A 17,625-nucleotide genomic window follows, 5' to 3' on the forward strand; every position below is an offset into this window, starting at 1 on the left:
GGATATAAGGAATAGAAAATGGGATTTTTAAAACCTATAATTGAAACCTAGACTAAATGTACTCATCTCTCCTTCTTTGGTGAATCTATTAAAATTAGTCGCACGCTGTCTAGCAAAAAGATCTTGTTGATACCTTAAATCCATGGTCCAGCTTTTACTCATTTTATATCTTAGTCCTAATTGAACATATGGATTTAGAATCACCTGTCCACTAGAATCGCGATTTACCAGACTGTCTGCATTTGTGTTGAAATAAGCACCAGCGCCTGCATAAAAACTCCAGCGTTTACTGAATTTAAATTCTGACTGGAAATTAACGTAAGGCTGAATAGCTACTGGAGTATTCACACCAGCTTCTGCCCTTAGACTCCATACCTTATTTATTTTATAATCGGCATAGAGGCCTACTCCTAGACCTATCCATGCCTCGTCTGTTTTTTCTGAGCCAGCATTGTGTTGAATTTGTCTAATACCACTTAGGGCCTGAAATGTGAGTCCAAAATCCCAACGAGAAGAGTTCTCTGGCAGTTGAAATAATGGATTTAAAGACTCTTCATTTTCTTGTGCCTGTAGACAGTTGATACTTAAAAGCACGATGATGGCACTTAAAATTAACTTCGTTTTCATGGTGTAGTTTTTTGTAGTTTAAAACAAATAAACTCCAACTATCACAATATCAAACGCTTGTTAACTCTAGTTACTACTTCTTAACTTTAGGTTTTTCTTTATAAAAAACAAAAGTTACCTCTTCACCTACTTGTAAATTTGAGGCTAGGTCAATGATCTCGCCATTTTTCTTCATTAATTGAATCTTTGCCGTATTAGGAGGTTTTACCCCTAGATTAACTGCTTTAAGTGAAATGGTGTTAACAGGATCGATTAAAGAAAGTTCCATTTCTTTCTTCTTGGCAACTGGGCTGTATGCATCAAGAATTTTATTACCATTAATAGTAAGATCTATTTGATCTCCATCTACTTCTCCATCATCCCAGATAATTAATTTAAGGTATTCATCTTTCCATAGAATATTTAATTTCTCACCACCTTTTAAAGAGTTTTTTGCATAACGGTTAAACATTTTATCCATGTTCACCTTTTGTTTTACACTATCCGGTATGCGCCCCATACGGTTCACTTTGTTCTGAAATTTTTCAGTTCTCTTTTGAATTTTTTGTGCTGCTGTTAAAACTAACTCACCATCAAGACAGCTGGTCAGGTCGTCATAATAACTTTTAAATGTCCCATCTATCTTAGACTTCCCATTTAATTTTCTCATATCTCCAGTAAAATAGACATTACAGAAATCTTGTTCGATAATATCAGATTTTGTGTAGACTATTTCTACCTCTCTAAATTCTAATTTATTCTCTTTATCATCATACTTCCCGATGATTACAGACTTAGTCTCATGCTCACCATTTAAATCGGTATAAGAATACCCATTGATTTTACCATCTACTTCTTTAAAGTCTAATCTAAAAGTCATTAAAGAACTATCTGGCAACTTTAATAAACCTAAGTACTCGTATGTCTGACCATTAACAGTACCTAAGCTGAGTAAAACAATTAAGAGTAAGACTAATGATTTCATATTTTAATATATATTTGAGGTAAATATAACTAACTAAATAACTTTTTATGAAAACAAAATTAACTCTAGCTCTTATGAGTGTGTTTATGATGGTAAGCAGTCTTGCATTTGCATCCTTTCCAGTAGAGAGACAAGTTACTACACAAGTGGTAACACTAGAAAATGGAACTACAGTAGAAGAATCTACTGCTACTCTTACTTCTCCAGCGGCAGTTGCCTGGTCAGAAGATCAAACTATAGCGATTCTATTGTGGTTTTTCTTAGGAGGATTTGCAGGTCACCGTTGGTTCTTAAAGAGTCCATGGTACTGGAACGTATTATTCATCTTAACCTTCGGATTCTTTGTAGTAGGATGGGTAATTGACGGTATAGAAATTATTACAGGTAGTTATCCTGGACTATAATTTTATAGTATATTGATAAAATGCCTGCTAGATGTATTCTAGCAGGCATTTTTTATTTACAAAAAACTCTTCACAGCAAGTTCATATCCTTTAAGACCAAAACCTGTAATAATACCTGCCGTATATTTTGAAATATAAGATACGTGTCTAAACTCTTCACGATCCATAACGTTAGAAATATGCACTTCTATAACCGGCGTTGTAATACCACTTACTGCATCACCTATACCTATGGATGTATGCGTGTACGCACCAGCATTTAAAATTACTGCATTAAATTCTTCTTCTTGTGCTTTATGAAGTCTATCGATTATTTCACCTTCTATATTAGATTGAAAATAGCCCAATTCTACTTCTTTGAATTTGAATTGCAATTCTGTAAAGTAATCTTCAAAAGTTTGTGAACCGTAAATTTCAGGTTCGCGTTTGCCTAGTAAATTTAAATTAGGACCGTTAAGAATAAGTATTTTCATAGGTATAAAGATATTGGTAATTCCGCTTTCGCGAAAGCGAGACACAAAAAAAGCCGAATCGTCATGATTCGGCTTTTAATGAATTAAATATGTTTCTTAGAATTTGTACCCTAATGATATAGCTAATACAGAATTAGTAATGTCATCACCAAAAGTATCACCGTTATCTTTATACACATTATTAAGACCTATCATGTAACGCACGTTTGCAGATAGACCTTCTAAAGAAGTACCTTCTTTAAATTTATACGCAATACCACCACCAGCACTTAGGTCTATAGTTTCCGCATTTAAATCTTCGTCTACATTAACGCCGTCTACCTCATACTTGTCACTTACTAGAAAACCTATTTGAGGTCCTGCTTCTACAGAAAAACCAGATTCTCCAATGTAGAATTTTGCTAAAACAGGAACATTAATATAATCTAATTTTAATTTTTGCTCTACTCCACCCTCGTCAGATTGCAATCCTTGTTGAGAATAAAGAGCCTCTACTTGTAAAGCAAATGTTTCATTAAACATATACTCACCAGTTACACCTACATTAATTCCAGTTCTACCATCTAGGTCTTCTACCGCATCACCTTGGAGCTTTGCAAAATTCACACCTACTTTTGCACCAAAATCAATTTCTTGAGCATTTGAAACTCCCATTGCAAATACTGCTGCTACTGCACTTAATAATAATTTTTTCATAGTTATGTTTATTAGTTCGGTGCAAAATTAGAGAAGGTTTAATTCTTTGATTATTAACAAAATCACAACTCATCTTAAAGATTGTTAAAGGTATTTCCTACATTTTAAGCTTCAGTATATTAGCTTTTTTTCTTACAAATTAATTAACATTGTTTTTTTAACAATCTATTCACGTCTAATAATTTTTACTTTTACAATTATGAATTGGAAGCAGGCCATAAAAGACTTTTCTATATACTTAAAGCTAGAAAGAGGCCTGTCAGTCAACACCCTAAAAGCATACACTAGAGATTTAAATAAACTGGCGCAGTGGTTAGAAATTAACGAGGTAAAAGAATTACCTGCTGCCATTACAGTAGATACGTTACGCACCTATATATATGAGCTAGCAAAAACAGTCCAGCCACGATCGCAAGCCAGATCTATAAGTAGTTTAAAAGCGTTTTTTGAATTTTTAACTCTAGAACGATATAGAGAAGACCAGCCCATGTCGTTAATAGAGGCTCCTAAAACAGGTCGCAAACTGCCCGATACTCTAAGCACCACAGAAATAGATCTATTGATAAATAGCATCGATCGCTCTACCCTAGAAGGTGAGCGCAACCGCACCATGCTAGAAACACTTTATGCTTGCGGTTTGCGTGTTAGTGAATTAATAACTCTCAAGATAAGTGATCTATTTTTTAATGAAGGTTTTTTAAAAGTAACTGGTAAAGGTGATAAACAGAGATTTGTCCCAATAGGAGAATACACGATAAAGATTATTGAACTCTACAAGAATGAAGTACGCATTCATGTACCAGTAAAACCTGACCATACCGATACCCTTTTTTTAAACAGACGTGGCGCTGGACTTACTAGAGCAATGATTTTTCATGTCATTAAACAACAAGCTATTACAGCAGGGGTTAAAAAATCCATAAGCCCACACACGTTTAGACACAGTTTTGCGACACATCTATTAGAAAATGGCGCTGACCTGCGCTCCATACAAATGATGTTGGGTCATGAGAGTATTACCACTACCGAGATCTATATGCATGTAGATCGTGCACACCTTTCTAAGGTGATTAATGAACACCACCCTCGAGCATAATTCAATTTACATTCTTTGATTACATCTTCATTAACATCTCATTTTAATGACTCTTAAGATGTACTAAAGTTTTTATAAAGTAAAGGTGATTTTTTGGTGTACGCTTTCGCGAAAGCTAACTTTATAAAAAAATACGACACAATGAAAACTCTAAAGTTTAAAAACGGCGACGAAATGGCCGCAATAGGATTAGGTACTTGGAAATCTAAACCAGGTGAAGTAAAACAAGCGGTAATAACTGCCCTAGAATCTGGATACAAACACATAGACTGCGCTGCCGTTTATGGAAATGAGAAAGAAATAGGAGAAGCGTTTAATGAAGTGTTCTCAAAAGGAGAGATTAAAAGAGAAGATATATGGATCACATCAAAATTGTGGAACAATTCACACCTAAAAAGTGATGTAGCACCTGCCCTAGATCAAACCCTTAATGATTTACAACTGGACTATCTAGATTTATATTTAATACACTGGCCAGTTGCTTTTAAACCAGAAGTACAAGCGGTCGAAAAGCCAGATGATTATCTAACACCACAAGAGGCGCCTGTTCATGAAACATGGAATGCGATGGTAGATTTAAAGAAAGCTGGTAAGGTGAAGCATATAGGGGTTTCTAACTTCTCTACTACTAAACTGGATGACCTTCTTGCAAAAACTGATGAAGCACCTGAGATGAATCAGGTAGAATTGCACCCTTTATTACAACAAAATGAACTATTTGAATATTGTTCTAATAAAGGTATTCATTTAACAGGATATTCTCCGCTAGGAAGTGGTGACCGCAGTGACGCGATGAAACAAGACAACGAGCCTAACATGCTGGAAAATGAAACCATCACTTCTATCGCTAGTAAACATAACGCTAGTCCTGGACAGGTGTTAATTAACTGGAGTGCAAATAGAGGTACTGCAGTTATCCCTAAATCTACAAATGAAGGACGTATAAAAGAGAATCTAGCTGCTGCAACCGTTAACTTTGATAAAGAGGATTTAAAAAATCTTGCTGATATGGATAAACACTACCGCTATGTAACTGGTAAATTCTTTGAAGTTGCAGAGAAAGGTTATCCTAATATTTATGATGAATAGATATTAGATATTAGATATTAGATATTAGATATTAGATATTAGAAGAAATGAAATCCATTATTCAAACAAATTGAATAATGGATTTTTTATTTACAAATAATTTAAAGAGTGTGAACTAACACCGCAAAAGAATTCCTTTCCTTTTTAAGAAAGGTTGATTAAAGCTTAATCTAAATCTGACAGATAAGAGAAGCCTGTAATGTTAGAATCTAATTCACACATATAAAAAAACCTCGATAAAATAAATTACCGAGGCTTGAAATAAAACTAAGAGTTTTTACTTAGCGATATTCACCGCTCTTGTTTCTCTAATTACCGTTACTTTAACCTGACCTGGATAAGTCATATCTGTTTGTATTTTTTGTGAAATCTCAAATGATAATTGTGCAGCACGATCGTCATTTATTTTTTCACTCTCTACCATAACTCTTAATTCACGTCCGGCCTGGATAGCATATGCTTTTTCCACACCCTTAAAGCCAAAGGCTATATCTTCAAGATCTTTTAATCTCTGGATATAAGAATCTAGCACCTGTCTTCTAGCACCTGGACGTGCACCGCTTATCGCATCACATACTTGTACAATAGGAGAAAGTAAAGATGTCATTTCTATCTCGTCATGGTGAGCACCTATCGCATTACACACTTCAGCTTTTTCACCATGCTTTTCAGCCAGTTTCATACCTAGTATTGCGTGAGGCGTCTCGTCTTCTGTTTCTGGCACCTTACCTATATCGTGTAAAAGTCCAGCTCTTTTTGCAAGTTTTGCATTAAGACCTAATTCTGCAGCCATGGTACCACAAAGTTTTGCTACTTCTCTACTGTGTTGTAATAAATTCTGTCCATAAGAAGAACGGTATTTCATACGACCTACCATTTTAATCAATTCTGGATGCAAACCATGAATACCTAAATCGATAACTGTTCTCTTACCTACCTCGGCAATTTCTTGATCGATTTGCTTTCTAGTTTTAGAAACCACTTCTTCAATACGTGCTGGGTGTATACGGCCGTCTGTCACTAATTTGTGTAATGATAAACGAGCCACCTCTCTACGTACCGAGTCAAAACAAGAAAGAATAATAGCATCTGGAGTATCATCTACTATAATCTCTACACCAGTAGCAGCTTCTATAGCTCTAATATTACGACCTTCACGTCCTATAATACGACCTTTAACATCGTCACTTTCTAGGTTAAATACACTTACACAGTTTTCTACTGCTTCTTCTGTACCTATACGTTGTATGGTATTAATAATTACTTTTCTAGCTTCTTGTTGTGCAGTAAGTTTTGCCTCTTCTATAGTAGTTTGCACTATACTCATGGCTTCACTCTTTGCTTTATCTTTTAAAGACTCTACAAGTTGTTTCTTTGCATCTTCACCAGACATGCCGCTTATTACCTCAAGTTGTTTTACTTGAGAAGCGTGCATTTTATCAACCTCTTCCATGCGCTTGTAAACAGACTCGCGCTTTCCTTCTACATCTTTAAGTTTACTATCTAAGGACTGATTTAATTTTTTACTCTTTGCAAGTTCATTAGAAACGTTAGATTCTTTATCTTTTGTACGTTTCTCTGCATCTTTCATTTTTTGTTCTCTAGCCATGATTTCTTTCTCATGCTTAGATTTAAGTTCCATGAACTTTTCCTTACCTCTAAATAGCTTTTCACTAGATATTTTCTCTCCTTTAGCCTCGGCATCTTTGAGAATAGACTCTGCGTCTTTTTTTGCAGTTGCGATAAGACTCGATGCCTTACCTTTTTCAACTATTGATTTTGCTACAAAAAAGCCTATTGCTAGACCTATAATAAGTGCCACGATGGCATATATAATTGTTTCCATTGGTTATTGTGTATAAAAAAACCTGCACGAGTTTGGGTTTTGTATGAACTCCTTAAATAAAGTTTAAGGTTAACTGGCTGATCAAGGATCCGACTCATAAGTTCGGCTTGCTTTTACAACCACGACTCACCTTTTTTAAAGAATATCTTGTTGAGTTCACCAAAAAATGAAACAAGTGCAGGTAGTAACTGTTTATGTTTAAAGAACGACTATGATAGCTGCTTATCTAGTAACAAGTTAAGAACGTTTAATTGTTCTTTGGCCTGCTCTACATCTGCACTATCATCTATAACTAATTGCTCAGACTTTGCTGCAAACTGAAGGGCGCACATCGCGAGAAGATCTTGCTTATCTCTCACGGCATAGCTTTGCTCCAGTTGTTTAATCATGGCTTCAATACTTTTTGCTGCTTTACGCAAACCTTCTTCACGAGAAGGATCTATAGTTAGTGGATAAACCCTATCTGCAATCGATATTTTTATTTTAAGTTTATCTGCCACTGTTAAGTCAATTGGGTAATACATTGATCGATCTCTCTAATCAATGCATTTATTTTGAGCTTTGTTTTTGTTTTATATTCATCACTACCTAGCATTGCATTTGCCGTTTTAAGCGCTACATTTCTGTCTTCACTCTCTTTAAACGCGGTAATAAGCGCATTATTTTCTTTTTCAAGTTCAAAAATGCGTTGATCCTTATCACCCATTTGAGCCTTCAATCTGGTGTTTTCTGATATTAAAGACTTGATCTTTAGCTCTATTTCAGAAATTTGAGAAGACAATGTAGGCATACGGACTAATTTAATGCTGTTATTACAAATCTAAGTTTCCATTTAGACAAATCAAATATTTATGGAACAAAGTTTGAAAAGCTTTGCATTAATACCATTTCTCATTATATATTTAACTCATGATTAGACTTTTTATCTGTTTCCTGACATTATTTTTATTTACATCTCGCTATTGCGAAAGCCAAACCATCAAAAATCTCCCTCAAGATTACTTTGTTAATCCACTGGATATAGATCTTAAATTGAGTGGAACTTTTGGTGAACTAAGATCCAATCACTTTCATAGCGGCCTAGATATTAAAACAAATCAACGTACTGGTGCAAATGTGCATGCTGCAGCATCTGGTTATGTAAGCCGTATAAAAATAGAGCGATATGGTTATGGAAAAGCTCTTTATATCACACATCCTAATGGATACACTACTGTTTATGCCCATCTTAAAAAGTTTGCTCCACGCATAGAAGCATATTTAAAGAAAAAGCAATACCAGAAAGAAAGCTACACCATACAATTATACCCTACAGATCTAGAGCTTAGAGTAGATCAAAATGAAATTGTTGCTTATAGCGGTAATTCTGGTGGTAGCGGTGGTCCTCATTTACACTTTGAAATCAGGGACAGTTCAGCAAGACCTATTAACCCTATGATGATGGGAATTGAGATTCCAGACACTAAAAGGCCTCTTGTAAAACAAATAAAAGCCTATCCATTAAATGAGAGCTCTACTATTAATGGTAAGAATGAAGCAAAACTTCTAAGACTTATACCTCTAAAAGGAGGGAAGTTTAAAGTAGAACCTTTCAGTGCTTATGGAGAGATAGGAATAGGTGTAAATACCAGTGACCAGCAAAGTGCGGCAAATAATCAAAATGGAACTTTTCACATTGAAACTTATTTTAATGGAAGTAAGAATTTTGAAATGACATTTGATCGTTATGCATTTAGTGAGTCCAGACACATCAATCAAATGATAGATTACGAGCATTTTAAAAATACTAAAAGCCGCATCTCCAGACTTTACATTCCTAATGAAAGTCCATTAAGCTTATACGAACATCACATTAACAAAGGTGTTTTACAATTATACGACGCAGGGACTACTCATTCTTATAGTATCCAAATAGAAGATTATAAAAAGAACAGCGTAGAAATAAACATGGATATTAAAAATGAGGCTGCTTTAGAATCCATACCATATATAGATAATAATCCCATGACCTTTGTGGATCACAACAGCACTTATAACCAAAGTTATGGTCCTTATTCATTAATGATTCCTAAAGGAGCTCTTTATCAAAGTGAATTTCTAGATTTATCACAAAGTGCAGACACGCTTAAGGTACACAAGGACATCGTCCCATTACATAAAAACATGATCATAAGTTATGACATGAGCTCAAAAGAAAACGACAACCTTAAACAATACTATATAGGTAGAGTAACTAGTTGGGGTGCTGTATATCATGTGAACACAAGAAGAAAAGGAAACATATTAAGTGCTGCCACTAGAACTATGGGAACCTATGCCATTAGTAAAGACGACACCGCACCGACTATAAAACCTATTAACTTTAAAAACAAACAGTGGATTACTAAAAACAAAACCTTAAGACTTAAAATAGCAGATAAAGACACTGGTGTAGATGGCTATAGAGCAACTGTAAATGGTAAATTCATTCTAATGGAATACGATTATAAAACTGGAGTTATCACACACGATTTCTCAGATGGCGTCGTTACTGATTCAGAAAACGAACTGAAGGTTATTGTTACTGATAATGTAGGAAATAGCACTACATTTGAAGCCACATTTTACCGTAAAAGCTAAAAAAACGATTTGAAGAACTTCTTACTATTTATAGCACTTGTTGCTACCAGCTTTATCTATGCTCAAAACGCCATTATTCAAGGTGTTATACTTGATGATAAAAATCAAACCATTGCAGACGTTAACATAAATGTCCTGGGAACAACTATAGGAACCGCCAGTGATAACACTGGATTCTATAGACTAGTAGTTCCTGCAAATCAAAAAATTACAATCACATTTACATCCATATCTTTTAAATCTTCTACTTTAAAAGACATAGAACTTGACGGTAAAGCACCGTTTGAATTCAATCCAGTACTTAAAACAGATATAGAGCAAATAGGTACCGTTACCATTAACAACACTAGAACTAAAGAATTTGCTGGTATTACAAATGTAGATCCTACCGTTGTGCGAGCAATACCTGGTGTACAACCTGGTGTAGAAAATTTATTGAAATCACTACCTGGAGTATCTTCTAATAATGAACTGAGCACCCAATATGCTGTGCGTGGTGGGAACTATGACGAGAACCTAGTTTACATTAATGAAATAGAAGTATACCGACCGTTCTTAGTACGCAGTGGACAGCAAGAAGGACTGAGTATTGTAAATGCAGACCTTGTGCGTAGTGTAGATTTTAGCGCTGGTGGTTTTCAATCTAAATATGGAGATAAATTAAGTTCTGTTCTGGACATTAATTACCGTCGCCCGACTGAATTCGGCGCAGGAATAGACGCTAGCTTTTTAGGTGTTAATGCTTATGTAGAAGGTACCGCTTTCGCGAAAGCGGCAACAGGAATACTAGGAGTAAGATATAGAAACAACAGTTTATTTGTGAATAGCCGCGAGACTGAAGCTATTACAAAACCTGTTTTTGTAGATGCACAAACGTATTTAACCTATCAGGTAAGTCCTAAATTTGAATTAAGCTTTTTAGGTAATATAGCCATCAACAGTTATGAGTTTGAACCACTGACTTCTCAAACTAATTTTGGAACCGTAGACGATGCACAATCCTTAATCATAAATTATGATGGAAAGGAAGACGATCAATACGAGACTTATTTTGGCGCATTAAAAGCAAGTTATGATGTAAATAAGCTTTTAAACTTGCGCTTTATAACTAGCGTTTACCACACTCAAGAACAAGAACATTACGACATTTTAGGACGTTATCGCATAGGTAGACCTAACACTAACATAGGTAGTGATGACCTAGGAGAAGTAGATTTTACTCGTGCGATAGGTAGCGAGTTAGACCACGGTCGCAATGATCTAGATGCTCTTATAGTAAGTCTGGAACATAAAGGAACATTAGAATTTGATAACGGTAAAAAGGAAAACGACCAACTGGATTGGGGTTTAAAATTTAATCGAGAAGATATAAGAGATCGTTTAAGAGAATACACTGTTATAGACAGTGCTGGTTTTAATATAAGACCGCCGTCAGTGGCTGCAAACGACGAGCCTTATTTTGCATATACTGCACCGTTAGATTCTTTTGAATCTGCTAGTGCAGATAACGATGTGCAAATAACCAGACTCCAAGCATTTGCCCAATACAGCAGCCGTGGCTATGTAGGTGATCATGAATTATACTGGAATGCTGGTGTGCGATCACATACCTGGAACGTAAGTGGCGTAGGAATTCAAAGCACTACTCAAACTGTTATCTCGCCACGTGGACAGGTAGCTATGAAACCGGCATGGGACGATACAAATATGCTTTTCAGGTTCTCAACCGGTATATATTATCAACCACCTTTTTATAGAGAACTACGTGATCAACAAGGTGTTGTTAATCCAGATGTGAAGGCACAAAAATCGGTTCACTTTGTATTAGGAAATGACTGGAGCTTTAACTGGACAGCCCCTAACGGAGATAAAAGACCATTTAAATTAACTAGTGAAGCCTATTACAAAGATCTATCTGATGTAAATACCTACACGCTAGAAAATGTGAGAATACGTTACAGAGCAAATAATGACGCAGAGGCTTATGCCTATGGACTAGATGTGCGACTAGCAGGTGAGTTTGTAAAAGGAACTGAAAGCTGGATATCACTTGGCTATTTAAAAACAGAAGAAAATCTAGATGGTCGTGGTTATATCGCTAGACCTACAGATCAACGACTTAAGGTAGCATTCTTATTTCAAGATTATGTACCTAACATTCCTAATTTAAAGGCATACATCAACATGGTGTACAGTTCTGGATTACCTGGTGGATCACCTAGCTATGCAGACCCTTATGATTTCCAGTTCCGTTTAAAAGATTATTTTAGAGCAGATCTAGGTGTACAATTTGTGTTAGTAGATGACAAGAAAAAACCAAAGGCCGGTAGCTGGCTAGAAGATTTTGATGAGTTTTCTATAGGAGCTCAAATATTCAACATCTTTGATTATGAAAATAATATTTCTAACCTATGGGTGCGTGATGTAGCTAGTAGTGCACAATACGCAGTACCTGTTAGATTAACGCCACGTGTTTTTAATTTGAGATTGATTGCAAAGTTGTAGGCGCTAGGTTTTGGGAATGAGGAATGAGGAATGAGGAATGAGGAATGAGGAATGAGGAATGAGGAATGAGGAATGAGGAATGAGGAATGAGGAATGAGGAATGAGGAATGAGGAATGAGGAATGAGGAATGAGGAATGAGGAAATTTATATTTTAAGATTTTAGATCAACAAAAAAGCGGACTGAAGTCCGCTTTTTTTTGTAACCAATAACCGAATTACAATTAATTTCTTCTCGGTTTAATATTTTAATCTAGACATGCCTAAAATTCAACCTAAGCAACAACACCTTCCATATATTCTTTCAATATTCCTACTACATAATCCAGTTCTTCTTTTGAATTATAAATAGAGAAGCTGAAACGTAGACTCGGCTTATTCAAATCTTCTTCTGAAAGAACACTAGTTAATACGTGAGACCCTTTTTGAGAACCACTCTGGCAAGCACTACCTTTAGAACAAGCTATACCTTTTAGATCCATAGTAAATAAAAGCATTGCAGCTTTATCTGCAGGACATGGTAAACACACGTTTAATAAAGTATACGTGCTCTCTTTATGATCTCCACAATTACCGTTAAACTTAACACCAGGAACGTGTTTTTCTAACTGTTCTTGAAAGTAATTCTTAAGATCTAAAACATAAGCACGATCTTCTTCAAGATTGTCATAGGCCATTTTTAAAGCCAGATCCATACCTACTATATTATGCACACTTTCTGTACCTGCTCTTATACCTCGTTCTTGAGAACCACCTAAAATAAGCGGTTTTAAACCTGTTCCTTTTCTTATAAAAGCAAATCCAGTTCCTTTAGGCCCATGGAATTTATGAGCAGATACTGCTGTAAAATCTACTGGTAACTTACTTAAATCCATTTCATAATGACCTATAGACTGTACACAATCACTATGAAACAACGCATTGTGTTTTTTACACAACTCTCCTACTCTATCTATATCTAGTTTATTTCCTATCTCATTATTAATGTGCATTAATGAAACTAGCGTTTTCTTATCGCTAGATGCTAGCAATTGTTCTAGATCTATATAATTAGGTGTACCACAATCTTTAAGTTTTACATGAGCTACCTCTGTACCATATTTTTCTTTACAATAATCTACTATATAAAGAACCGCATGATGCTCGATAGTCGTAGTTATAATACGCTCCACACCTAGATCACGCACACAACTATGAATAGCTAGATTATCTGCCTCTGTACCACCAGAGGTAAAAATAATCTCTGCAGCAGTAACATTTAATTGAGCAGCAATATTCTTACGAGCATTTTCAATAAGGGACTTTGCACTACGTCCAAAACTATGGGTAGAACTAGGGTTTCCATGAACTTCTGTCATCACCTCAGTCATTCTTTGAACAACTTCTGGTCTCATTTGTGTCGTTGCCGCACTATCTAAATAAACTTCTCTCATAGCACAAAAGTAATTTTATTTACAATAAAATTTGCACTTTAGCGCTTTAATATGATTGACTACTTTTGCACACATGAAAAAACTACTATACCTTATAATTCCTATAGTTTTACTAGGCTGTAACGATGGAGACATCATTACTAACGACTTTGATTTTGAAGATGCCAGTGTAGAGGCTTGTGACCCAACAGTTTCTTCTGGTAGTATAAATAATTTTGTTTTTTATAAAAATGAAGACACAAATTTTGAAAGCCTCGTTTTACAAATTTTAACTAGTGATGACATTTTAAATACAAATGCTATTTACGGTCCTTATAACATCTCAACTACTAGTACGACCATATTTGAATACCGTAAATTCAATGCTGCGCCAGGTAATGATTATTACTGCAACAGCATACCGCCTAGCACACCTACAGTAACTGAGGTATTTAATGCCATAGGTGGAGACATTACCATAGAAACATCTACACGTAGTGATGATGATAATGATGGCATTCTAGCCGAAGATGAAGGAATCGTTTTTGATCTTAACGGAAATATTGATTTTCTTGCCAGTGATGATACCGATAACGATGGCATACCTGACTTTATGGATATAGATGATGATGGTGATAACGTACCTACTAGTCAAGAAGGTGTAGCTTTTAATAGTGACGGGACGATAGACATAGCAAATAGTCGAGACACCGATGGTGATGACAAATTAGATTACTTAGACGAAGACGACGATGGCGATGGAGTCGATACAAGAGACGAAAGTATAGATAGTAATCTAGACCCAACAGATGATTTTGCCATAGGTGCCACAGAACCTAATTACCTAGTATTCTCTAGCACACCAGCAGAGGCTAGTCCGTTAATAGAAGAATACATCCCACATACCATAGAACGCATCACACAATTGCACATCACCATAGCAGGTCTTACTTTAACTAACGGTAATGTAGAAATAATTGAAGATGATTATGACTTTGGTAATTATATAAAAGACGGTATTATATTAACCTGTACGCCAGCATTTCCAGGTACTATGGGTTCTGGTGTATGTATATTTCAGTAGCGCCTTTTCCATATTTTTGATAATCTGCATCATAAAACTTGATCTGACTGTATCGTTGAAAAAGATAATTGAGTTCTTCTTTAAGCACTCCTTGTCCCACACCATGTATAAAAACTAATTTAGGCACACGATTTTGAATGGCCCATTCTATTTTGTGCCTCGCCGTATCTACTTGTAGATTAAGCTTATCATAAGCATCCATACCACGTTCTGACTTTACTAATTGGTGTACGTGTAGATCTATTTCTACCGCAGGAATAAAAGCTGCTTTTTTTCTAGAAACCTGTCTTACTTTAGATTTCTTAGGAGCAGGTTCTTCTTTAGGTGTAAAATTTGAAACTTTGAATGACCTGTCTAAAATCAACTCACTAGAATTATAAGTAATTTCTATATCATCGTCAGTTAAGATGGTTATTTGTTCCGCTTTCGCGAAAGCTACCACACCACCAAATTCATCGTCCAGAACCAGTACTCGATCTCCTTTTTGAAACTGATTCATGGACTATTCTTCTTCTTCAGATAAATGATCATCTTTATGAGCAACCCAATGTGTACTCGCACGATATGCGCCGAACATGATTAGAATCACTCCAAAAACCTTAAATAATATGTTTGCGTCCTCATTTATAAAGGTATAGAGCAATAAAATTGCACCTATAAATATCACAAAACCGTTGATTAACTGCAAAAAGGTGTTTTTAATCGGCATTTTTTCTATTTAGTCTAATTGTTATAACAAATTTATAAACTTATTTAAAAGGCACTAGCATTAAGGAGATAAATTATATTTTTGTATTGTTAAAGCAGCATTATTATGAAAAACATTATAAGCTTATTACTAGTGGGTTTTGCCTTTCAAATGGCAACCGCACAAGTATGGATTAAGGGTGATAATTTTATTTACTCAAAGGGAACAAACATCTTTGTGAAAAATAAAATCAATCTAGATACTGATTCTAAATTTTACTTAAGAGAAGATGCTCAGTTGATACAAGATGCCGATGTACCTAACGAAGGTGCTGGAATCATTTCTGTATTTCAAGAAGGAACAACTAATAGTTATAGTTATAACTACTGGTCTTCTCCAGTGAGTGATGAATCTACTGGAACTGGTAACACTGGTTTTTTAAACTCACAAATCAAATATCCTACTACAGCTGCAGGAACTAACACTGATTACACTATTACTGCTGAGGATTCACAAATACTAGCCTACAGTGTTAGAGATGGAGAGTCTGATGACGCTACTACAGGTGGTAGCCCATTAAAAATAGCTGGTAGATGGTTATACACTTATGAAAGTGGTGGTAACCCTGCAACAGGATATGCAGGATGGTCTATTTTTAATGGAACCCAAAATACACCAGCTGGTCAAGGTTTTACTATGAAAGGTGTTAATGAAATCGCCGGAGGATCTGCTAACTACAATGGTGGACAACGTTATGATTTTAGAGGAAGACCTAATAATGGTACCATTGAGATACAAATAGGTAACGATAACGCAACCCTTGCCGGTAACCCTTATCCAAGCGCACTAGATTTAAAAAGATTTATACAAGTTAATGCTGAACATACTACTAGCGGTAATGACGTAAAAATGGATCCTTGGGTAGAGTTTTGGGAATCTCAAGTAGAGACTTCTCACCAACTTACTTCTTACCTAGGTGGTTATGCAAGATACGTGCCTATGGGATTTGATCCTGGATCTGAAAACGGCTATAATAATAGCGGTACTTATCTAGAACCTATCTTTAGAAGAACAGATAATGATGGTAATATAATAACCAGCGGTACTACAAGCTCTTCTGGTGTTGCAACTCCTCCTGGAGCAACAGCATCTCACACAGGATCAGGAATAGATGGAAGAAGAAGATATGCTGCAATAGGTCAAGGTTTCTTTATTTCTAGAACTAATACAGACGTTGCTTTTACTGCAACATCTTTTGAACAAGAGGCAACTGAATTTATCACGCCAGGTAGCTCTGTACCTAGCGGATTAGGAGAAACAATAGAATTCAATAATTCTATGAGAGTTTTTCAAAAAGAAGATGGTAATACATCTGTATTTAAAGCTGCTCCAGTTAATGGTAATCCATTAAGTAGTGTTGCTGCTAGACAAATACCTAAGATGATTATAAACGTTGTGCCTAACGGACTTTATGCTAGACCTCTTAATTTTGCTTTTGACGATAGTACATCACAAGCATATGATTATGCATGGGAATCTCCTATATCTGGTAGAGTTGCAACAGATGCTTATATCAAAATAGGTACTGCAGGTGAATACGGTCTTTCTTCTCAAGCATTTGATGAGAATATGGCTATTCCTATAGGTGTAGAAGTTGCGAGTTCTTTTACTGCTCCTATCGACGTAGAATTTGAATTAGCATTCTTGATTAACTTTGATCCTAACGAGGTTTATCTTCATGATAAAACAACAGGAGTTTATCACGATTTAAAAGCAGGAAACAAGACTTTATTAATTGCGCCAGGTCACTATACAGATCGTTTTGAAGTAACATTTAAAAACACTTCTGGTACATTGAGTAATGAACTTGTAGAAGAAACTAATTTTGATATTTTCCAAAACAACGGAAAGAAAGAATTAACGATACTTAATCCTAACTTAGAAGATGTAGCAAACATTTCTTTATATGATCTTGCAGGAAGACAAATCTTCTCTAACAAGCCATCATCTACAGAAGGTAGTTACAGTTTTGAAACAGCATCACTTTCTAGCGCTATTTACATCGCAAAGGTGACTACTGTTAACAATAAAGAAGTAGCTGTTAAGGTGAGTATCTCAAATTAA

General features: G+C 35.5%; 17 protein-coding genes and 1 other RNA gene. 7 read left to right on the top strand and 11 right to left on the bottom strand.

Annotated features, from left to right (window positions below):
- Nucleotides 1–27: 27 nt before the first annotated feature.
- The gene (locus ACJJVJ_RS06775) at nucleotides 28–627 is read right to left on the bottom strand and encodes an outer membrane beta-barrel protein (protein ID WP_405369646.1); all 600 of its coding nucleotides are present in this window, start codon (nucleotides 625–627) and stop codon (nucleotides 28–30) included.
- Between the two features lie 73 nt (nucleotides 628–700).
- Nucleotides 701–1,591 carry a hypothetical protein gene (locus ACJJVJ_RS06780; protein ID WP_405369647.1) on the bottom strand — a complete coding sequence of 297 codons (891 nt, stop codon included), beginning with the start codon at nucleotides 1,589–1,591 and terminating at the stop codon, nucleotides 701–703.
- A gap of 47 nt (nucleotides 1,592–1,638) precedes the next feature.
- Between ACJJVJ_RS06780 and ACJJVJ_RS06785 the strand changes: the two genes are divergently transcribed.
- Nucleotides 1,639–1,995: a TM2 domain-containing protein gene (locus tag ACJJVJ_RS06785; RefSeq protein WP_405369648.1), complete on the top strand. Its 357-nt coding sequence runs from the start codon at nucleotides 1,639–1,641 to the stop codon at nucleotides 1,993–1,995.
- Nucleotides 1,996–2,051: 56 nt separating this feature from the next.
- Here ACJJVJ_RS06785 and aroQ read toward each other — a convergent pair whose 3' ends face one another.
- A complete protein-coding gene (gene aroQ / locus ACJJVJ_RS06790) occupies nucleotides 2,052–2,468 on the bottom strand; it encodes a type II 3-dehydroquinate dehydratase (RefSeq protein WP_104516145.1) in 417 nt (138 codons plus the stop codon).
- Between the two features lie 96 nt (nucleotides 2,469–2,564).
- Nucleotides 2,565–3,164: a porin family protein gene (locus tag ACJJVJ_RS06795; RefSeq protein ID WP_405369649.1), complete on the bottom strand. Its 600-nt coding sequence runs from the start codon at nucleotides 3,162–3,164 to the stop codon at nucleotides 2,565–2,567.
- Between the two features lie 199 nt (nucleotides 3,165–3,363).
- On the opposite strand from ACJJVJ_RS06795, the gene xerD reads away from it, so the two are divergent.
- The gene (gene xerD, locus ACJJVJ_RS06800; protein WP_405369650.1) at nucleotides 3,364–4,260 is read left to right on the top strand and encodes a site-specific tyrosine recombinase XerD; all 897 of its coding nucleotides are present in this window, start codon (nucleotides 3,364–3,366) and stop codon (nucleotides 4,258–4,260) included.
- 141 nt (nucleotides 4,261–4,401) lie between these two features.
- Complete coding sequence (locus ACJJVJ_RS06805; protein WP_405369651.1) at nucleotides 4,402–5,349, top strand: aldo/keto reductase; 948 nt, start codon at nucleotides 4,402–4,404, stop codon at nucleotides 5,347–5,349.
- Nucleotides 5,350–5,626: 277 nt separating this feature from the next.
- Here ACJJVJ_RS06805 and rny read toward each other — a convergent pair whose 3' ends face one another.
- The 4 genes from rny to ACJJVJ_RS06825 form a co-directional block, all read right to left on the bottom strand.
- Entirely contained in the window at nucleotides 5,627–7,195 is a 1,569-nt protein-coding gene (gene rny, locus ACJJVJ_RS06810) for a ribonuclease Y (RefSeq protein WP_104516141.1), read from the bottom strand.
- A 45-nt stretch (nucleotides 7,196–7,240) separates the two neighbouring features.
- A non-coding RNA gene (gene ssrS / locus ACJJVJ_RS06815) (6S RNA) lies at nucleotides 7,241–7,351 on the bottom strand.
- 53 nt (nucleotides 7,352–7,404) lie between these two features.
- Nucleotides 7,405–7,695, bottom strand: coding sequence for a cell division protein ZapA (locus tag ACJJVJ_RS06820; RefSeq protein ID WP_170034627.1), 291 nt, complete (start codon nucleotides 7,693–7,695; stop codon nucleotides 7,405–7,407).
- Between the two features lie 2 nt (nucleotides 7,696–7,697).
- Nucleotides 7,698–7,985 carry a hypothetical protein gene (locus tag ACJJVJ_RS06825; RefSeq protein WP_104516139.1) on the bottom strand — a complete coding sequence of 96 codons (288 nt, stop codon included), beginning with the start codon at nucleotides 7,983–7,985 and terminating at the stop codon, nucleotides 7,698–7,700.
- Nucleotides 7,986–8,104: 119 nt separating this feature from the next.
- On the opposite strand from ACJJVJ_RS06825, the gene ACJJVJ_RS06830 reads away from it, so the two are divergent.
- Nucleotides 8,105–9,814, top strand: a complete 1,710-nt coding sequence (locus ACJJVJ_RS06830) for a M23 family metallopeptidase (protein ID WP_405369652.1) — start codon at nucleotides 8,105–8,107, stop codon at nucleotides 9,812–9,814.
- Nucleotides 9,815–9,823: 9 nt separating this feature from the next.
- Entirely contained in the window at nucleotides 9,824–12,319 is a 2,496-nt protein-coding gene (locus ACJJVJ_RS06835; protein ID WP_405369653.1) for a carboxypeptidase-like regulatory domain-containing protein, read from the top strand.
- A 273-nt stretch (nucleotides 12,320–12,592) separates the two neighbouring features.
- Here ACJJVJ_RS06835 and ACJJVJ_RS06840 read toward each other — a convergent pair whose 3' ends face one another.
- The gene (locus tag ACJJVJ_RS06840) at nucleotides 12,593–13,750 is read right to left on the bottom strand and encodes a cysteine desulfurase family protein (protein ID WP_405369654.1); all 1,158 of its coding nucleotides are present in this window, start codon (nucleotides 13,748–13,750) and stop codon (nucleotides 12,593–12,595) included.
- Between the two features lie 73 nt (nucleotides 13,751–13,823).
- Between ACJJVJ_RS06840 and ACJJVJ_RS06845 the strand changes: the two genes are divergently transcribed.
- On the top strand, nucleotides 13,824–14,813 hold the full coding sequence (locus ACJJVJ_RS06845) for a hypothetical protein (RefSeq protein ID WP_405369655.1): 990 nt from the start codon (nucleotides 13,824–13,826) through the stop codon (nucleotides 14,811–14,813).
- Here the strand turns inward: ACJJVJ_RS06845 and ACJJVJ_RS06850 are convergent.
- Together ACJJVJ_RS06850 and ACJJVJ_RS06855 are read right to left on the bottom strand one after the other, a co-directional pair.
- Entirely contained in the window at nucleotides 14,782–15,312 is a 531-nt protein-coding gene (locus tag ACJJVJ_RS06850; RefSeq protein WP_405369656.1) for a Smr/MutS family protein, read from the bottom strand. The two genes, ACJJVJ_RS06845 and ACJJVJ_RS06850, sit on opposite strands and share 32 nt — an antisense overlap.
- 3 nt (nucleotides 15,313–15,315) lie before the next feature.
- A complete protein-coding gene (locus ACJJVJ_RS06855; protein ID WP_405369657.1) occupies nucleotides 15,316–15,522 on the bottom strand; it encodes a hypothetical protein in 207 nt (68 codons plus the stop codon).
- 105 nt (nucleotides 15,523–15,627) lie between these two features.
- Between ACJJVJ_RS06855 and ACJJVJ_RS06860 the strand changes: the two genes are divergently transcribed.
- Nucleotides 15,628–17,625: a T9SS type A sorting domain-containing protein gene (locus tag ACJJVJ_RS06860; protein WP_405369658.1), complete on the top strand. Its 1,998-nt coding sequence runs from the start codon at nucleotides 15,628–15,630 to the stop codon at nucleotides 17,623–17,625.

This window comes from Nonlabens sp. Asnod2-A12 (assembly GCF_045063745.1).
Lineage (GTDB): Bacteria > Bacteroidota > Bacteroidia > Flavobacteriales > Flavobacteriaceae > Nonlabens > Nonlabens xylanidelens.